The organism is Rhizobium sp. YAF28 (genome assembly GCF_052113285.1).
GTDB lineage: Bacteria > Pseudomonadota > Alphaproteobacteria > Rhizobiales > Rhizobiaceae > Rhizobium.
Genome location: NZ_JBFRCX010000005.1, coordinates 244,064 through 260,788, shown reverse-complemented (window position 1 = coordinate 260,788; position 16,725 = coordinate 244,064). Strand labels below are relative to the sequence as shown.

General features: G+C 61.6%; 16 protein-coding genes and 1 pseudogene. 8 read left to right on the top strand and 9 right to left on the bottom strand.

The features are described 5' to 3' along the window. Nucleotides 1-53: 53 nt before the first annotated feature. On the bottom strand, nucleotides 54-647 hold the full coding sequence (locus AB4Z13_RS13665; protein ID WP_442206167.1) for an NADPH-dependent FMN reductase: 594 nt from the start codon (nucleotides 645-647) through the stop codon (nucleotides 54-56). Nucleotides 648-724: 77 nt separating this feature from the next. Between AB4Z13_RS13665 and AB4Z13_RS13660 the strand changes: the two genes are divergently transcribed. Next, a complete protein-coding gene (locus AB4Z13_RS13660) occupies nucleotides 725-1,135 on the top strand; it encodes a winged helix-turn-helix transcriptional regulator (RefSeq protein ID WP_310389410.1) in 411 nt (136 codons plus the stop codon). Between the two features lie 164 nt (nucleotides 1,136-1,299). After that, on the top strand, nucleotides 1,300-1,965 hold the full coding sequence (locus AB4Z13_RS13655) for an OmpA family protein (protein ID WP_113325510.1): 666 nt from the start codon (nucleotides 1,300-1,302) through the stop codon (nucleotides 1,963-1,965). A gap of 68 nt (nucleotides 1,966-2,033) precedes the next feature. Here the strand turns inward: AB4Z13_RS13655 and AB4Z13_RS13650 are convergent, their stop codons facing one another. Further along, complete coding sequence (locus AB4Z13_RS13650) at nucleotides 2,034-2,441, bottom strand: DUF2000 family protein (RefSeq protein ID WP_113325509.1); 408 nt, start codon at nucleotides 2,439-2,441, stop codon at nucleotides 2,034-2,036. A 33-nt stretch (nucleotides 2,442-2,474) separates the two neighbouring features. Between AB4Z13_RS13650 and AB4Z13_RS13645 the strand changes: the two genes are divergently transcribed. After that, nucleotides 2,475-3,389 carry an AraC family transcriptional regulator gene (locus AB4Z13_RS13645; RefSeq protein WP_442206166.1) on the top strand — a complete coding sequence of 305 codons (915 nt, stop codon included), beginning with the start codon at nucleotides 2,475-2,477 and terminating at the stop codon, nucleotides 3,387-3,389. On the opposite strand, the pseudogene AB4Z13_RS13640 reads toward AB4Z13_RS13645, so the two are convergent. Next, nucleotides 3,384-4,091: pseudogene (locus AB4Z13_RS13640) on the bottom strand (helix-turn-helix transcriptional regulator). The gene AB4Z13_RS13645 and the pseudogene AB4Z13_RS13640 sit on opposite strands and share 6 nt — an antisense overlap. 88 nt (nucleotides 4,092-4,179) lie before the next feature. Between AB4Z13_RS13640 and AB4Z13_RS13635 the strand changes: the two are divergent. Together AB4Z13_RS13635 and AB4Z13_RS13630 are read left to right on the top strand one after the other, a co-directional pair. Beyond that, nucleotides 4,180-4,578 carry a VOC family protein gene (locus AB4Z13_RS13635; RefSeq protein WP_442206247.1) on the top strand — a complete coding sequence of 133 codons (399 nt, stop codon included), beginning with the start codon at nucleotides 4,180-4,182 and terminating at the stop codon, nucleotides 4,576-4,578. 453 nt (nucleotides 4,579-5,031) lie between these two features. Next, complete coding sequence (locus AB4Z13_RS13630; protein ID WP_442206165.1) at nucleotides 5,032-5,985, top strand: NmrA/HSCARG family protein; 954 nt, start codon at nucleotides 5,032-5,034, stop codon at nucleotides 5,983-5,985. A 1-nt stretch (nucleotide 5,986) separates the two neighbouring features. Here AB4Z13_RS13630 and AB4Z13_RS13625 read toward each other — a convergent pair whose 3' ends face one another. From AB4Z13_RS13625 to AB4Z13_RS13615, 3 genes are all read right to left on the bottom strand, one after another. After that, entirely contained in the window at nucleotides 5,987-6,907 is a 921-nt protein-coding gene (locus tag AB4Z13_RS13625; RefSeq protein WP_442206164.1) for a LysR family transcriptional regulator, read from the bottom strand. Between the two features lie 117 nt (nucleotides 6,908-7,024). After that, nucleotides 7,025-8,119 carry an AbrB family transcriptional regulator gene (locus AB4Z13_RS13620; RefSeq protein WP_442206246.1) on the bottom strand — a complete coding sequence of 365 codons (1,095 nt, stop codon included), beginning with the start codon at nucleotides 8,117-8,119 and terminating at the stop codon, nucleotides 7,025-7,027. A 152-nt stretch (nucleotides 8,120-8,271) separates the two neighbouring features. Continuing rightward, nucleotides 8,272-9,174, bottom strand: coding sequence for a LysR family transcriptional regulator (locus AB4Z13_RS13615; protein WP_442206163.1), 903 nt, complete (start codon nucleotides 9,172-9,174; stop codon nucleotides 8,272-8,274). Nucleotides 9,175-9,265: 91 nt separating this feature from the next. Here AB4Z13_RS13615 and AB4Z13_RS13610 point away from each other — a divergent pair, with 91 nt between their 5' ends. From AB4Z13_RS13610 to AB4Z13_RS13600, 3 genes are all read left to right on the top strand, one after another. After that, on the top strand, nucleotides 9,266-10,318 hold the full coding sequence (locus AB4Z13_RS13610; protein ID WP_442206162.1) for an aldo/keto reductase: 1,053 nt from the start codon (nucleotides 9,266-9,268) through the stop codon (nucleotides 10,316-10,318). A gap of 100 nt (nucleotides 10,319-10,418) precedes the next feature. Then, nucleotides 10,419-11,831, top strand: a complete 1,413-nt coding sequence (locus tag AB4Z13_RS13605; protein WP_439015898.1) for an FAD-binding oxidoreductase — start codon at nucleotides 10,419-10,421, stop codon at nucleotides 11,829-11,831. 89 nt (nucleotides 11,832-11,920) lie between these two features. After that, a complete protein-coding gene (locus tag AB4Z13_RS13600; RefSeq protein WP_442206161.1) occupies nucleotides 11,921-15,634 on the top strand; it encodes an AsmA family protein in 3,714 nt (1,237 codons plus the stop codon). A gap of 22 nt (nucleotides 15,635-15,656) precedes the next feature. Here AB4Z13_RS13600 and AB4Z13_RS13595 read toward each other — a convergent pair whose 3' ends face one another. From AB4Z13_RS13595 to AB4Z13_RS13585, 3 genes are all read right to left on the bottom strand, one after another. Beyond that, nucleotides 15,657-15,878: a ribbon-helix-helix domain-containing protein gene (locus tag AB4Z13_RS13595; protein ID WP_113325498.1), complete on the bottom strand. Its 222-nt coding sequence runs from the start codon at nucleotides 15,876-15,878 to the stop codon at nucleotides 15,657-15,659. Nucleotides 15,879-15,960: 82 nt separating this feature from the next. Then, nucleotides 15,961-16,149, bottom strand: a complete 189-nt coding sequence (locus tag AB4Z13_RS13590; protein WP_037070786.1) for a DUF4169 family protein — start codon at nucleotides 16,147-16,149, stop codon at nucleotides 15,961-15,963. A 47-nt stretch (nucleotides 16,150-16,196) separates the two neighbouring features. Beyond that, a complete protein-coding gene (locus tag AB4Z13_RS13585; RefSeq protein ID WP_113325497.1) occupies nucleotides 16,197-16,709 on the bottom strand; it encodes an SspB family protein in 513 nt (170 codons plus the stop codon). Between the last annotated feature and the right edge of the window lie 16 nt (nucleotides 16,710-16,725).

Sequence of the window (16,725 nt, the reverse complement as noted above, 5' to 3'; positions counted from 1 at the left end):
GCAACATAGCCGCGCGCCAAGCATGCTTGCCGCGCGGTTTTCTTTCGGAAAGCTCAGGCTTCGGCTGCCTTTGCGGCCATCGTCGCCTTGGCCCACCAGACCAGTTCGTCGAGGGCCGTCTTTGCTGTAGGCAGCAGGCTCGTCTCGATTTCCTCGATCGGCTTGTTGCCGAAAGCCGGATGAACAGCCATGAAATCGCCGCCGCCAATATGGACGGCAGCATGTGTGGACACCATCTGCAGTTCCACGCCGATTCCCCTCAGATGTTCGACGGCGCGCGTGGCGCCAGAGCCGCCATAGCCGATGGCGGTAAAGGGCTTGCGGTTCCATTCCTTATAGGCCTGATCGAGTGCGTTCTTGAGAGCCGCCGTGATCGAGTGATTGTATTCGGCGACCACGAAGATATAGCCGTCGAAGCGCCCAACCATTTGCTGCCAGCGGACTGCTTCGGGGTTCTGGCTGGGCATCCACAGGTTTGACGCCATCTCTTCGAAGAAGGGAAGCGGGTGATCGCGCAGGTCGATCAGCTCCACGTCGAAGTCATCACGTGCCTGAGCTTGTTTCAATATCCATTGTGCCGGGGCATCGGCGAAACGAGTGGGGCGGGTGGAGCCGATAATAACGGCGATACGGGGCTTAGAATTCAAAGTAACCTCCTGTATGCTGGTTTCTTACGGTAACCAGATTACGAATGGTTTGTGTGACCGCACAAGGAGGCACTTTGTTGAAACCAGATAACCATCAGGAAACCGCCCCCTGCGAGGAAGTCGATGGCTGCCAGCAAGTTCGTGCTTGCGATCACATCAGCCGCATGCTGGCGCGCATCAGCGACAAGTGGAGCCTGCTGGTGGTGCGCGTGCTGGGTCACGGGCCGCTGCGTTTCAACGCCTTGCGCCGCGAAGTGGGCGAGATCAGCCAGAAGGTCCTCGCATCGACATTGCGGGAGCTGGAGGAGAACGGCTTCGTTTCCCGGACCGTGACGCCCACCACGCCGCCGCAGGTCGAATATGCGCTGACGGATCTCGGTCGGGAGTTCCTGGATCCGGTTCGGGGGCTTGCCGAGTGGGTCGTCGCAAACTCCGCACGCATGGACGAGGCGCGGGCGGCCTATGCCAGACGCCGCGGGCTCGACTGAGGCAAGCGCTGCTGTTTGCCAAGAAAGCTGGTGATATCGGGGCACGGCTGCAACAGGCCGATGTTTTCCATGGGAAATTTAGCTTATCAGATTGGCATCTTCATCTTGTTGCCGCATTCCCTAATATCTGCTCGCACCAGCTTCGAACGGAGAACCTCCTGTCCATGATCAAGAAATTCATCCTTCTGGCCGTTGCGGCGAGTTACCTCTCAGCTTGCACGACGACCGATCCGTATACTGGTGAGCAGAAGGTATCCAATACTGCCGGCGGTGCTGCCCTTGGCGCGCTCGGCGGTGCTCTCGTCGGTGTCGCCGTCGGTGGCGGCGGCCATGGCAAGCGCAATGCGGCGCTGATCGGCGCCGGCATCGGCGCGCTCGCCGGTGGTGCGATCGGTAACTACATGGACCAGCAGGAAGCCGAGTTGCGCGCCCAGCTCGAAGGCACCGGCATCTCCGTTACCCGCCAGGGCGATAACATCATCCTCAACATGCCGTCGAACATCACCTTCGATATCGACCAGGATGCGGTGAAGCCCGGCTTCTATCCGACGCTGAATTCTGTCGCGATCGTGTTGCGCAAGTTCAACCGCACGCTCATCGACATCAACGGCCATACGGATTCCACCGGCAGCCTGCAGCATAACCAGGACCTGTCGCAGCGCCGTGCGCTGTCCGTTGCCGATTATCTCGGCGGCCAGGGCATCGACCAGCGCCGCGTTTCGGCCGTCGGCTACGGTCCGTCGCAGCCGGTCGCTTCCAATGCGACCGAAGCCGGTCGCGCCCAGAACCGCCGCGTCGAAATCCAGATTGCACCGATCACCCAGGGCTGATCGGTTGCATTCAGACGACAAAAAGGCCGGGTCATTGCCCGGCCTTTTTTCGTTTCCGGCCGTTTGCCTCAATGCTGCATCGTCGCGCCCTTGGTGATCTTGTCGACGATCTTCTTGTCGGCGCGCAGCGCAATGCCAACGACCTTGGCATCATCGGGAGTGTATTCGGCGAAGACGGCGCGATTGGCGGCATCATGGCCGGTTGCAAACATCTCCTCGATGAAGATCGAGGAGGTCACCTCGCGCTCCAGCGCGCGGCGGTGGATCGTCGATATCGTCGCTTCGTCGGCCGACAAGACGATGATCGGCTGGATGGATAGCGGGTTGTAGAGATTGCCGGCACGATCCTTGTAGGGCTCGCCGATGATTTCAGGATATTGCCCGGCGATGCCTGTCGAAAGGAAGGCTGTGACATTCAGCTTCTGCCAGCCGGCAAGATTGTTTCGCAGGACGATCGCAATTTTGGTATCAAACATTCCAGTCTCTTTCGTCAGGGTATCGGAAACGCATTGAGCCAGGATCTAACGCCGCAGGTCTTCGAGGGTCTTGAACGTTTGTGCGAGCCGCAGCGGGGCAGCGGCATACTGGCCGCGCCCGCCGGCAGCGGCATCCTGACTGCGCCGGCCTTTCCGGGCATCGAGCGCATCGAGGCGCAGTTCTCAGGCAATGTCTTCGAGCCGCACCGGCACGATACCTATGCGCTCGGCGTGACGCTGCATGGCGTGCAGACCTTCACCTATCGCGGCGAGCGGCGCTTCAGCATGCCGGGGCAGGTAATCGTCCTGCATCCCGACGAGGAACATGACGGCGGAGCGGCGACGGAGGCGGGCTTGCATTACCGCATGCTCTACATGGAGCCGGCGCTCCTGATGGAATGCCTGGAGGCGGAAAAGATCGGCCTTCCCTTCGTCGATCAGCCCGTGATTGCCGACGGCGCGCTGGCGCAATTGCTCCTCGCTGCACTCGGCGAACTCGACCGGGAGCTGGACGAACTTTTCGTCGACGATTTCGTGAGCCGCGTGGCGGGCGGGTTGTCGCGTCATTCGCAGGTACGCCGCCGGGCTCTCGGCGCCGTTGCCTGGAGGCAGGTGCGGGCGGCGCGCGATTATCTGGAGGCGCATGCTCTGAGGCCAGTGCGCTCCGGCGAGCTGGAGAACATTACCGGCCTCGACCGTTTCACCCTGTCACGACATTTCCGTACGGCCTTTGCCACCAGCCCGCACCGCTACATGCTGATGCGGCGGCTGCAGCAGGCAAAGGCGCTGATGGGCGAGGGCGAAGGTTTCGCCGATGTGGCGGCCGCCACGGGCTTTGCCGATCAGGCGCATTTCATCCGGCACTTCAAGAAGGCCTATGGCGTGACGCCTGGACGATGGGTGGGGCTTCAGCGGACAGCGCAGGTAAGCAATGGCGGCGTATCATAGCGCCTGGCGCGAACGGGAAAGTTCGGCTTCACGCCATTGCAGCCATTGCTGTCTCAATTTGCCTCTAGATAGGCCGATGGTTTCTTCGAGAACCTTGAGATCGAGAATGCGTTCGGTGCGAAAATGGCGAAAGGCCTGTTTCGACTCGCACCACGCAATCAAAAGACAGCGCGCATCCTCATAGCCGAGGAGCACCGGCCACACGATACGGCTGGTTACCGCTCCATTCGCGGCGCGATATTCAAGCTCAATCTTTCGCCCCTCCCTGATCGCCCGCCGGACTGGACGGCTGTCGAGCGTCAGGCTGTCCATCACCTTGCCAGGTTTCAGGCTGACCGAAGGTTCGGCAATGAAGGGAAGAAGGTGGTCCGGTACGGTTGAGGCAATCTTTGCGATGACATCTCTCGCCGCAGCGTTGATGGCCGGGTCACCCAGCTTCGCCTACATCTGAACGCCCAGTAGAACAGCCTCGATTTCCTCTGCAGTCAGCATCAGCGGCGGCATATCGTATCGTGGGTCGAGGACGTAGCCAAAACCAGCTTCCCCTTCGATAGGAACGCGCTGGCCAATCAGGTGGGCAATGTCACGATAGACGGTTCGTCGCGCGACCTCGAGTTCGTCCGCAAGCTGCGCCGAGGTGACCGGACGGTTTGACCTTCGAAGTATCTGGATGATCTGAAAAAGCCGTTCCGCTTTTCGCATGGCTGGTGACTCCTGCTGCCACAACGCTGGCAGGACGACTATGTCACAAGAGCGGGCAAAGAGATCATTACGCGTGAAGGAGAAAATGATGAAACTCGCATCCACCCGTCTCATCGCTTCGGATATCGAAAGCATGGTGGCCTTTTATGAGCTCGTGACGGGCTATCGCGCGGACTGGCTTGCTCCCGTCTTTGCCGAGATCGTCACACCCGGTGCCGTCGTGGCAATAGGGAGCGCGGAAACGGTCGCGCTCTTCAAGGAGGGCAGTGCGGAGCCACGCGCCAATAAAACCGCCATTCTTGAATTCATGGTATCGGACGTCGACGCTGAATTCGCTCGGCTCAAGGATCATGTCGAGGTGGTGCATGAACCCAAGGATTTGCCGTGGGGAAATCGCACGGTTCAGCTCTCCGACCCGGAGGGCACCCGCGTGGCGCTTTATACACCCGTTACCGAGGCTGCGAGACAACGCTTCAGCGGTCGTTAACTCGCCTGCGGGCAGTGGCAGCGGCAACCGGCTTTGCCGATCAGGCGCATTCATCCGGCATTTCAAGAAGGTCTATGGGGTCACGCTAGAGCGCTGGGTGGGGCTTCAGCGGTTTTCTGCGGCAACGGTCAGCAATGGTAGTTTGTCACAGTCTTTTTTCGTGGCGCAGACCTGAAAATAAGGGCCGGATCCGTTGGCCTGATATGATCTCGTCTCCTGCGTGGATTTCGAAATCCTGCCTCGTCCAGCGGCCGATAGGCGCGGCCGGCCACCGTATTTATCCGTAAAGTGGCATTATCATATGCATTGCGCATGCCTACAGCAAGAAAGCTTGATGACATAACTTGCCTCCCGGATCCGAGCTATCGGCATGAGCCGAAAGCTCTCTCCAGTATGACGCCTGGCTGTGCAATCAGCAGCGGGTGAGACAGGGAAAAGGTTCAAGGCGCAACTATGTCTTCAAATGATAAACCACTTATCGCAATTGTCGGTGCAACCAGCAAACAGGGCCGTAGCGTCGCAGCGACGCTCCTTCGCAGCGAACGTTTCCGCGTACGCGCCTTAACCCGAAAAAAGGATTCACCCGAGGCTTTAAGTCTGGAGAAACTTGGAGCTGAAATTGTAACAGTCCCTCTCCAGCTTGGTTTCCAGAAGGATCTCGTTGCTGTCTTCGAAGGCGCGGACGGGGTATTTCTGATGACGCCGCCCGTCATGCCACCGGAGACAATAGAGGCTCCCATCGGCCGCCAACTGGCGGATGCAGCGGTTGAGGCAGGTGTCGGACATATTGTTTTCAGCACGCTCGAGAATGTCGACGCCATCTCCGGCGGGACGAAGTATGCTCCGCATTTCACCGACAAAGCGCGCGTTGCAGACTATATTCGCGGTCTGCCGATCTCTCATTCCTTCGTCATCCTGGCATTCTTCTACACGAATCTTCTCGAATATTATCCGCCGCGCATGGAAGGTGACACGCTCCTGCTGCCGATTTATCTTCCTGAAGATTTTCGAGCGCCTTTCGTCGATCCGCTCACGGCGACCGGGCCGGCAGTGCTCGAAATTTTCTCAAATCCCGAGCGCTACAACGGGAAAACGCTGCCTATCGTCGGCGATATCATCTCTCCGCGCGAGATGGTCGAAACTTTCCGAGAGGTAACCGGCATCAAGGCAGAATATCGAGATGCTTTCACCAAGGACGGCCTGCTGCAGCATTTTCCGGAGTTTGCCGCCAACGAATTTCTCGTGCGAGAGCTTCTGGGGATGGTCGAATATGCTGTCGAATATGGTTATTTCGGCAGGGAGCATGATCTGGAATGGAGCCGTCGCCTGGATCCCGACGCGCTCGACTGGGAACAGTATCTTCGGACCACGGGCTGGCGCGGCGACAAGCGATCTTTCGGGCTCTGAGTCACGATGGCCGGATTCCCGGCAGTTTGGAAATCTCGGCGACGAGAAAGTCGGTGAGAAGGCGAACGCGGGCAATAGTGGAACGCTCGGGCACGATGAGCAGGCTTAGCGGGACCGGCGACGGACGATAGTCTTCTAGCACGACCTCGAGCCGACCGTTGTCCAGGAGATCGTGGACCAGCCAAAGGTGGGCGGGACCAATGCCGCGTCCTGCGGCCAAGGCTTCGCGCGCCGCAAGCCCGTGATCGACGCGCAGCTTCCCATTGACTGGAACCGTCACATTCGCGCCATGGCGGGAGGAGAGAGTGACCTGATCGCTCCCGGCTATATTGGACATGATGACGGTTTCGTATCGCGAGAGATCGTCCGGGTGCTCCGGCCGCCCGTGGGCGGAAAAATACGCTGGAGCGCCTACCATCAGCCGATGGCTTTTTCCGAGCGCATGAAGCTTCATGGAGCTGTCGGTGAGAGGCCCAAGCCGGAGCGCCACATCAACGCCCTCGCGAACCAGGTCGATGCGCTCGTCGGTTAGGTTGAGATCGACGCTGATATCCGGATGCTGGTCCTGAAATTCGAAGATGAGGCGGGTGATGTGCATCACGCCAAGCGCTGCAGTACACGAGAGCCTGACAGCGCCTGCGGCCGCCCGACGGGCATTTCTGGCTTCCTCGGTAGCCTGCTCGACCAGGCGCAATACCTGAAGGCAGTTGGCATAATAGCGGCTGCCTTCGTCGGTAAGGGTGACGCGACGCGTGGTCCGGCTGAGGAGGGGTACGCCGACTGCGTCCTCGAGCTCATTGAGGTGCCGCGTCACGGTTGATTGACCGACGCCGAGCTCCTTTGCCACCGTAGACAGGTTGCCCCGCTCGGCAACGCGAACAAAGGTGCGCATCCTGTCGAGAGACAGTCCCGTGTTATCCATTTTTCAGCACAGTGATGGTCATTCAACCAATGTAGGGAATAACCGGGCCTGCGACTAGTCAAGCATGGGCAGAACAGTTCGCTTTCGACGGCTTCACATGCCGACGATTTCCCGACCTCAAGCGGCGTTTTCCGCAAGATCGGAGCGGCGGGCGATGAAGCGGGCGAGCGCCGGGCCGATCAACAGGATCATCATGAAGCGGCCGGTCTGCATGGCCATGACGAAGGGCACGTCGACATCGCTGGACGCGGCAATGATGGCGACGGAATCAGCGCCGCCGGGGCTGGTCGCGAGATAGGCGGTGAGCGGGTCGATACCGGCGAATTTGTGGAGTGCCAGCGCCATGCAGCCGCAGAGCGCCATCAGGATGATGATGGAGGCGGAAACGCGGGGCAGAGCGCGGGCGGCGTGTTCGATGATCGAGCGGGTAAAACGCAGGCCGATGCTCCAACCGATCAGTGCGTAGCTGAGCGCCAGGATCCAGGTCGGCAGCTCGATCTTCAACAGGCCGAAACCCTGCAGAAGAGCGCCGCCGATCAGCGGGATGACGATATTGCCGCCCTGGATGCGGAAGCGGAGGACGGCGTAGCAGCAGAGGGCAGCGAAGGCGACAGTCATGGCGAAGGCCGACCAATCGACCGGCGGGAAGAGGATGACCGGCGGCGGCTCTTCGCCATCGGCGGCAAGCCAGAGGCGGGAGATGACGGAAGCGCCGACGGCGACGAAGACGACGCGCAGATATTGCATGAAGGCGACGAGGCGGGCATCTGCCCCATAGGCTTCCGACATGATGACCATGGCCGAGGCGCCGCCGGGCGTGGAGCCCCAGACGGCGGTCGTGCCCGGCAAGACCTGCCAGCGCGTGAGCAGCCAGCCAAGACCGGCGGCAATGGCGATCACCGAGACGATGAAGACGAAGAAGAGTGGCGCGTCCTTGGCCATGGTGCCGAGGATATCGGGCGTGATGTTGCGCGCCATCAAGAGGCCGACCAGCACTTGGCCGAACTGCAGCGGCCAGTAGGGGATGCGCAGCTGCCCCTTGCCGACGGTGAGCGCCAGCACGATGGCCGCGACCATCGGGCCGATCAGCAGCGAGGCGGGCAGCGCGAAGAGTTCGAGGAAAAGGACGAGAACGGCCGACAAGGCGAGCAGCAATGCCCATTTGGGCAGGCTCGCTCTCTGATGGAAGCTGCTTGCGTCCAAAATTGTGATCCCCGAACTTTTCGACCGGAGCGAGCCCGAAGGCGGAGGTGGGAGGAGGCCCCGGCAGTATGAAGAGGCCGGCTGCGAGGGCCGGCAGGCGCAGACCCGATATAGGCGCGGGGTGGCCAAGGGGTCAATCGCGGAATCTGACCTTTGTGCTCCTAAAGACGGATGTGTTTCGCAAGGAAATCAAGGAGAGCGCGAACGCGTGCGGGAAGAGGGCCGCCCTGGCCGATATAGACGGCATAGAACTCCTCGACATCGCCGGGATTGAGTTTTTCCAACACGGGAACGAGCCGACCGGCGGCGATATCGGCATGCACGGTGAATTCTGTCATGCGGGCAAGGCCGGCGCCCGAGAGCGCGAGATATCGCATAGCCTCGCCATCGCCGACCTGAAGGCCGGGGGTGAGGGGAATGGTGATCGTCTCGCCGGCATCAATGACCGGCCAGCCTTCCAGTGCGCGGGCATAGGAAAAGCCGATGCGGCGGTGATTGCGCAGTTCTTCGGCCGAGCGCGGTTTGCTGTGTCGCTCAAGATAATCGGGCGAGGCGACGATGATCTTTCTGGCAGCGCCGAGCTTGCGAGCGATCAGGCTCGATGTCTTCAGCGGGCCGGCCCGGATTGCGACATCGGCACGCTCTTCCAGCAGATCGCCCACCTTGTCGGTATGGGTGATATCGAGGGTGACATCCGGATGCTCGGCCATGAAGGCCGGGATCAGCGGCGCCAGAACATGATTGCCGAAGGAGCCGCTGGTGTTGATGCTGATGCGGCCCGCCGCCTGTTCTCCGGCCGAGGCGAAACGCTCAGCCTCCGATATATTGGCAAGGATCGCGACACTGCGCTCGTAGAAGGCGCAGCCTTCGGGCGTCAGTTGCAGCTTGCGCGTCGAGCGGTTGACGAGGCGGGCGCCGAGCCTTGTTTCCAGCCGGGCGACCAGCTTGCTGACGGCCGATGGCGTCATGCGCCGCACCTGGGCGGCAGCGGAAAAACCGCCGCGCTCGACGACACTGACGAAGACTTCCATTTCGCCCGATCGATTGATGTCCTGACGGCTCATGATGAATTCAAATCACAGATGATATGCTCCAAGGCAATCTATATCATCGTTCTGGCCGGGTCTATCGCTTCAGAAAACAGGAGATTGAATCATGGAATACAGAAATCTAGGCGCATCGGGCTTGAGGGTGCCGGTGCTGAGCTTCGGGGCCGGCACCTTCGGCGGCAGCGGGCCGCTCTTTGGCGCTTGGGGCACGACGGATGCGCAAGAGGCGCGGCGAATGGTGGATATCTGCCTGGAGGCAGGTGTGACGCTGTTCGATACGGCGGACGTCTATTCGGCCGGCGCTTCCGAGGAGGTGCTGGGGCAGGCGATCTCCGGAAAGCGCGACGCGGTGCTGGTCTCGACCAAGACGGCGCTGCCGATGGGCGAGGGGCCGAATGATTGGGGCACCTCGCGGGCACGGCTGATCCGCGCAACCGAGGATGCGCTGCGCCGGCTCGGCACCGACTATATCGACCTCTTGCAGCTTCATGCCTTCGATGCCTCGACGCCTGTCGAAGAGGTGCTCGCTACGCTCGATGGGCTCATGGCCGCTGGCAAGGTTCGCTACGTCGGTGTTTCCAATTTCTCCGGCTGGCAGCTGATGAAATCGCTTGGGCTGTCGGAAAAATATGGATACCCGCGTTACGTGGCCCATCAGGTCTATTATTCGCTCGCCGGGCGGGATTACGAATGGGAGTTGATGCCGCTTGCCGCCGATCAGGAGGTGGGGGCGTTGGTCTGGAGCCCACTCGCCTGGGGCCGGCTGACCGGCAAGATCCGCCGCGGTGCGTCGCTGCCCGAGGGAAGCCGTCTGCACCAGACTGCCGAATACGGCCCGCCCGTCGATGACGAGAAGCTTTTCGATATCGTCGACGTGCTGGATGAAATTGCCGCCGAGACAGGCAAAACGGTGCCGCAGATCGCCATCAACTGGCTGATCGGCCGGCCGACGGTTTCAAGCGTCATCATCGGCGCGCGCAACGAGGAGCAGCTCAGGCAAAATCTCGGCGCAGTCGGCTGGAGGCTGACGCCGGAGCAGATCGGGCGGCTGGATGCGGTGAGTGCCGTGACGCCGCCCTATCCCTATTTTCCCTATTATCGGCAGGAGGGCTTTGCGCGGCTCAACCCGCCCACGGTCCCTGCAACAAAGATGGGATGAAATCTTCCCGAATCTTGGCTGGACAGCTGCTTTGACTTGCCTCATACCCGGCCTGCTACAGATGCTGTAGCAGGCTGTGGAATGCAGGGAGATCAAGGGCATGGCACTGCGCGACGCGAAGGCTGGGGTGCGAAACGAGGCAGGCATAGAGGCCGTCACCGGCATTCTGAAACAGCGCTTCGGAGAGCGCTTCCAGACCGGCCAGGCTTTTCGCGCCCAGCATGCACATACGACCACATATATTCCCGCCCAGCTACCCGACGGCGTGCTTTTTGCCGAGACCGCTGACGATGTGAAGACCGCTGTACGGGCCTGCGCCGATCATAAAGTGCCTGTTATCGGTTTCGGCACCGGCTCCTCGCTTGAGGGGCAGGTCAATGCGCCAAATGGCGGAATTTCCATCGATTTCAGCCGAATGAACCGGGTGCTTGAAGTCAATCCGGAGGATCTCGATTGCACGGTCGAGCCGGGCATCACCCGCGAAGCGCTCAACATCCATCTGCGCGATACCGGCCTGTTCTTCCCGATCGATCCCGGCGCCAACGCCTCGATCGGCGGCATGACCTCGACACGGGCGTCCGGCACCAATGCCGTTCGTTACGGAACGATGAAGGACAATGTGCTTGCCGTTACGGCAGTGACCGCTTCCGGCGAGGAAATCCGCACGGCGCGGCGGGCGCGCAAGTCGTCGGCCGGTTACGATCTCACACGGCTTTTCGTGGGTGCGGAAGGCACGCTCGGCATCCTGACCTCGGTGACGCTGCGCCTGCACGGCATTCCGCAGAAGATCGCCGGAGGTGTGTGCGCCTTCCCGAGCGTCAAGGCTGCCTGCGACGCCGTCATCATGACGATCCAGATGGGCATTCCGGTGGCGCGTATCGAGCTTGTCGATGCGCTGCAGATGCGCGCCAGCATCGCCTATGCCGGCCTTCCCTATGAGGAGAGCCCGGCGCTCTTCCTCGAGTTCCACGGCACGGACGAGACGGTGGCTCTGCAATCGGCCGCCTTTGCCGAGATCGCGGCCGAATGCGGCGGCGGCGAATTCAAGTGGGCGGCGAGCCCGGAGGAGCGCACGAAGCTCTGGAAGGCGCGCCATGATGCCTACTGGTCGGTGCGGGCGCTCGCGCCCGGACTTGCCGTACTTTCGACCGATGTTTGTGTTCCGATATCGCGGCTTGCGGATTGCGTTGCCGAAACGCAGGCCGATATCGAGGCGAATGGTTTGCTGGCGCCGATCGTCGGCCATGCGGGCGACGGGAACTTCCATGTGCAGCTTTTGTTCGACGACAAGAGTGCCGCGGGGATTGCCACGGCCGAGGAGTTCGTGGCCCGGCTGAATGTGCGGGCGCTGGCAATGGATGGCACATGCACCGGCGAACACGGGATCGGGCAGGGGAAAATGGCATTTCTAGAGCAGGAGCTCGGGGGTACGGTGGACCTGATGCGCCAGATCAAGCGCTCGCTTGATCCTGACAATATCCTCAATCCCGGCAAGATTTTTCATCTGGGCTGAAAATGGAATAATCTCATGATCTTGGCCCTTGCCCCCGGCATGAATAGCGCTAGTGTCGGCAACAGAATCCCGAATGGAGAATCCCTGACTTGGTAGGCCGGTTCCTCGTCTTTCTAGGAGGAGTGATCGTCGTAGTGCTCTTCGTGGCGCTGCTGGCACCGCTGTTCATCGACTGGACGGATTTCCGGATGAATTTCGAGGATCAGGCGAGCCGCATCATCGGCAAGAAGGTGACGGTGCATGGCACGGTCGACGCACGGCTGCTGCCGTTTCCGTCCGTGACGCTGCATGACGTGCGCGTCGGCCAGGAAGAGGACGGCACGCCGGTCGTCCAGGTCGAGCAGTTCTCCATGGATGCCGAGCTTGCGCCTTTCCTCTCGGGCGAGGCGCTGATCTTCGACATGCGGGTCGTCAACCCCAAGGTGCGGCTGCGGCTTCTGAAGGACGGCTCGCTGGACTGGATGCGCGGCAGCCAGCCGGAAATTCCGGCCAAGACCGTCGTTCTGGAAAATGTGCATGTCAACGGCGGCGAGATCGAGTTCATCGACGACCAGTCCGGCCGTTCGCGGCATGTGACGGGGCTCAATGCGGAAATGTCGGCGAAGTCGCTCGCCGGTCCATGGCGCATCGAGGGCGATGGCACGCTCGACGGCGAACATGGCAGCTTTTCCATCTCCAGCAATCAGCCGGACGAGAGCGGCGTGTTGCGCGTGCGCACCCGGCTTGCGCCGGACAAGCATCCCGTCACAGTCGATCTCGATGGTGAACTGAAGCTCGTCGACAGCCGGCCGAACTATCAGGGCACGCTGGTTGCGGCGATCGAAAACCGTGAGGGCAAGAGCGAAAAGGGGGAGGCGCCGCCGCGCCTCAAGGGGCGTTTCGAACTCACCAACGACCGCATCCGCGTTCCCGAATACCGTATGGAAGTCGGCTCGACCGACGACCCCTATGTGATCACGGGCGAGGCGACGCTCGACACCGGCAGCGCGCCGGAATTCCTGCTGACCGCCGATGGCCAGCAGATCGACGTCAACCGTATCGGCAATCAGGGTGCCGCGGGCAAGACCAACCGCGACCCTGCGGTTTCGGCACGTCAGCGATTGAACTCGCTGCTCGAAATTGTCGGCCAGGTTCCGATCCCGCAAGTGCCGGGCAAGGCGACGGTGCGCCTGCCGGCAATCGTTGCCGGCGATACGACGATCCGCGACGTGGCGCTGGAACTGAGGCCGGCCGGCAATGGCTGGATGATCGACAATGCCGTCGGCACGCTGCCCGGCCGCACGCAGGTGGAAGGCAAGGGCAAGTTGACGCTCACGGGCGATCCGTCCTTCAACGGCCAGATGGTGGTTGCCTCCACGCAGCCTACGGGCCTTGCCTCCTGGCTGGCAGGTTCGGTCGATCCGGCGATCCGCCAGCTCCGGCAGGCGGGCTTTTCGGCCAATGTCAGCCTGACGCGTGATCTGCAGCGCTTCGAGAACCTGGAGATCGCGATCGGTGCTGCGACGCTGAAGGGTCGGCTGGAGCGGCAGGCGACCAACGGCCAGACGCCGTCGCTTTCCGTTGCGCTGAACGGCGATTCACTTGATCTCGATGCGCTGAGGGCGTTGACCGGCCTCTTTACCGGCCAGGATGCCGGCGACAATGTGCTCGATCACAAGATTGCCGCACAGCTCAAGGCCGACAAATTCACGGCCTTCGGTGTGCAGGCCGATAATGTCGAGACGACCTTTACGCTCGCCGATGGGGCGCTTTCCGTCGACCGGCTGTCGATCAAGAATCTTGCGGGCGCCGAACTGACGGCGACGGGCAAGGCGGAGGGATCGCTGCTCGACTATAAGGGCACCGGCGAGATCACCTTCAAGGCCGCCGATCCCGGCGCCTTCTTCGCCATGCTGCGCGAGCATCTGCCGCATCATCCTGTAATGGACCGGCTGGTGCGCAACGCCGGCTGGTACGGCAATACGGCACTGCGCGGCGCGCTGACGCTCGGCGGCGACGACGGCAATGCGCTTTCGGTGACGCTCGCAGGCGTTTCGAACGGCAGCCGCGTCAATCTCGACTACCGCATGTCCGACCTCCTGGCGCTGACGGGCAGCGGCACGACGACGCTGGAGGCGACGCTCGACAATGCCGTGCCGTCGATCCTGTTCGGGCAGGCGGGTCTCGATCCGCTGCCGGTCGACGCGGGCGCCAATGGCCGCATGACGCTGAAGGTAACGGCGGCGGGCAATGATCCTGCCGATGCCGCGCTGACCTTCGCGACAGACCGGACGTCGTTTACGGCAAACGGCAAGGTCGATGTACGGCCCGACACTTTCATGAACGGCAATGTCGCCGTATCGCTCGAAAGCGCCGATCTCGATCCGTATCTGGTCATGAACGGCATCGCGCTGCCTGAGCTTGGCACCGGGCTGCCCTTCAAGCTGCAGACCAACGCGACCATCGATGCCGATAAGGTGGTGTTGGCGGATCTCAACGGGCATGCTGCCGACAATGAATTTGCCGGCGGGCTGACCTTCGATCGCAAGGCGGCAAAGACGACGGCGAGCGGCACGCTCGCGCTTTCCAAGGCCGATCTCGGCTGGCTCGGCGAAGCCGTGTTCGGGCAGATCAACGATCCCGCCAACGGCCAGTTGACAACGGCCGCCCTCGGCCTGCCGCTCTTCCGCGATCTCGACGTCAATCTGGAGCTTACCGCCAAGCAGTTCTGGCCTGGGCTTTTGAACACGGCTGTGAACGATTTCACCTCAAACGTTGCCTACAAGGGCGACGAGCTGCAGCTCAACGACATGGCCGGCAACTGGGATGGCGGCGCGCTCTCCGGCAATATGCTCGTTACGAATGCCAATGGCACGGGCTTCCTGCAGTTGCGGCTTGCACTTGCCGATTCCGATCTCGGCGGCGTCGTCTGGCCGCGCGACGGCGCGCCTGTCGCCAACGGCAAGTTCGGCATGTCTCTGGCGCTCGAAGCTTCGGGCAAGACGGTTTCGGAAATTGCGAGTTCTCTGAACGGCTCGGGCGAAATCCGGCTCGGCGAGACGAGCGTTCGCGGGCTGAACCTTGCGATCCTGGCGCCGCTGCTGGCCGCCACCGATCCGATGCAGGACCAGATCAATGCCGGCAAGATACATCCGATTGTCGAAACGCTGCTGAACAATGGCGAGGCGAAGCTGCCGCCGCTCGGCATTCCCTTCAACGTGACTGACGGTACGCTGCGGGTCCAGAATGTCAGCGTTGCCAACGATCTGGCACATTTGAGCGCCGACGCGCAAATCGAGCTGCCGCAGGGGCGCATCAGCGCGACACTTGGCATCGGCCTCAATCCCGGCGCGGAGGCGCTTTCGGGCGCGGAGCCGGGCATCCGGCTGAACTTCTCCGGCCTGCTGGCCTCGCCCGGCAAGACGATGGATGTGACCGATATTACCAGCTTTCTCTCGCTGCGCGCCTTCGAGCGCGAGCGGCGTCGTGTCGAGCGGCTGCAGACCAATGTGCTGGAAAAGCAGCGGCTGCGGCGCGAGGTGGCGCTCTATCGCTTCAATGACGCCCAGCGGGCTGCAGCTGCCGAGATCGAGCGGCAGCGGCAGGCGGAAGAAGAGCGGCTGAGGGCTCTTGCGCAGCAGGCGGCCCAGCGCAAGGCGGAAGCCGAGGCGAAGGCGGCTGCCGAAGCTGCGGCGCGCGCCAAGGCTGAGGCAGAAGCGAAGGCAAAGGCTGCTTCGGAGGCTGAGGCCGCGCGGCGGGCAGAACAGCCCTTGCAGCCCGGCCAGCTCAATTTCGATCAGTTGCCCGGCGTTCAGGCCCAGTAAGAAGGGCCGGTCAAGCGGACGATCAGGCGTTCGCCACGGCGTTTTTCAGCCAGCACAGAACGTGCAGGCGCAGCGCCGAGGAGAGGTTGCTGTCAGGCGCGCGGCCATCGTCTATTTCTGATATCAGCGCTGCGAGCGGCATGGAACGACCCGCGGCAATCGCCTTCAACTCGGTCCAGAATTCATCTTCCAGCGAGAAACTGGTGCGGTGCCCATGCAACGTCGCCGAATGTTTGCGGATCATCGCCTGCTTCGTCTTCGTTGAGAAAGCGATTCAGTCAGGAACCGCATCTGTCTGATCGCCCAGGCTTTTCACCCGCCGGCGATCAGGTCTTGTCGTCTTCGATCCGGCCCTGATCAAGCGCCTTTTCGGCCTTTTCGTTGAGGGCGCGGGTCAATTGCTTTTCAGCCTTGGTACGGCCGTGGGAGATGCGGTTTTGCTCTGCCTGCTTCTCCTTTTCGGAGCGAGCCTGCTGCTTGCGGAACTGGCGTAGATTGACGATTTCGGCGCTCACGCGGTTGCCTCCATCATGAAAAAGGGAGGCTTTCGCCTCCCTCGGCATTACTGCTTCTTGCGGAAAGAATCGAGCGAAACGACGGAGCCCGGTTTCTTTTCCTCGCCTTCTGCGGCAGGCTTTGCGGCCGCGTCCTCCGTCTTGACGGCATCAACGGGATAGGCGGTGATCTCGGCGGCCGGAAGTTCCTCGCCGTCGCTCAGCGGTACGTCGAACTCCAGCTCGAAATTGACCGAGGGGTCGTAGAAGCCGCGGATGGCGTTAAAGGGAATGACGAGCTTTTCCGGCACGTCTGAGAAGGACAGGCCGATCTCGAAATGGGATTCGGTGATCTTCAGTTCCCAGAACTGGTGCTGGATGACGATGGTCATCTGCTCGGGATATTTGGACTTCAGGTGCTGCGAGATGCGCACGCCGGGAGCGCCCGTGAGAAACGTGATGAAGAAGTGATGGTCGCCGGGCAGACGGCCCGTCGTTGCGACTTCGGTCAAGACCTTGCGGATGACACCGCGCAACGCGTCCTGTGCCAGAATGTCGTAGCGGATATGATCCTGCCCCATGCTTTTCCTGTCTTTC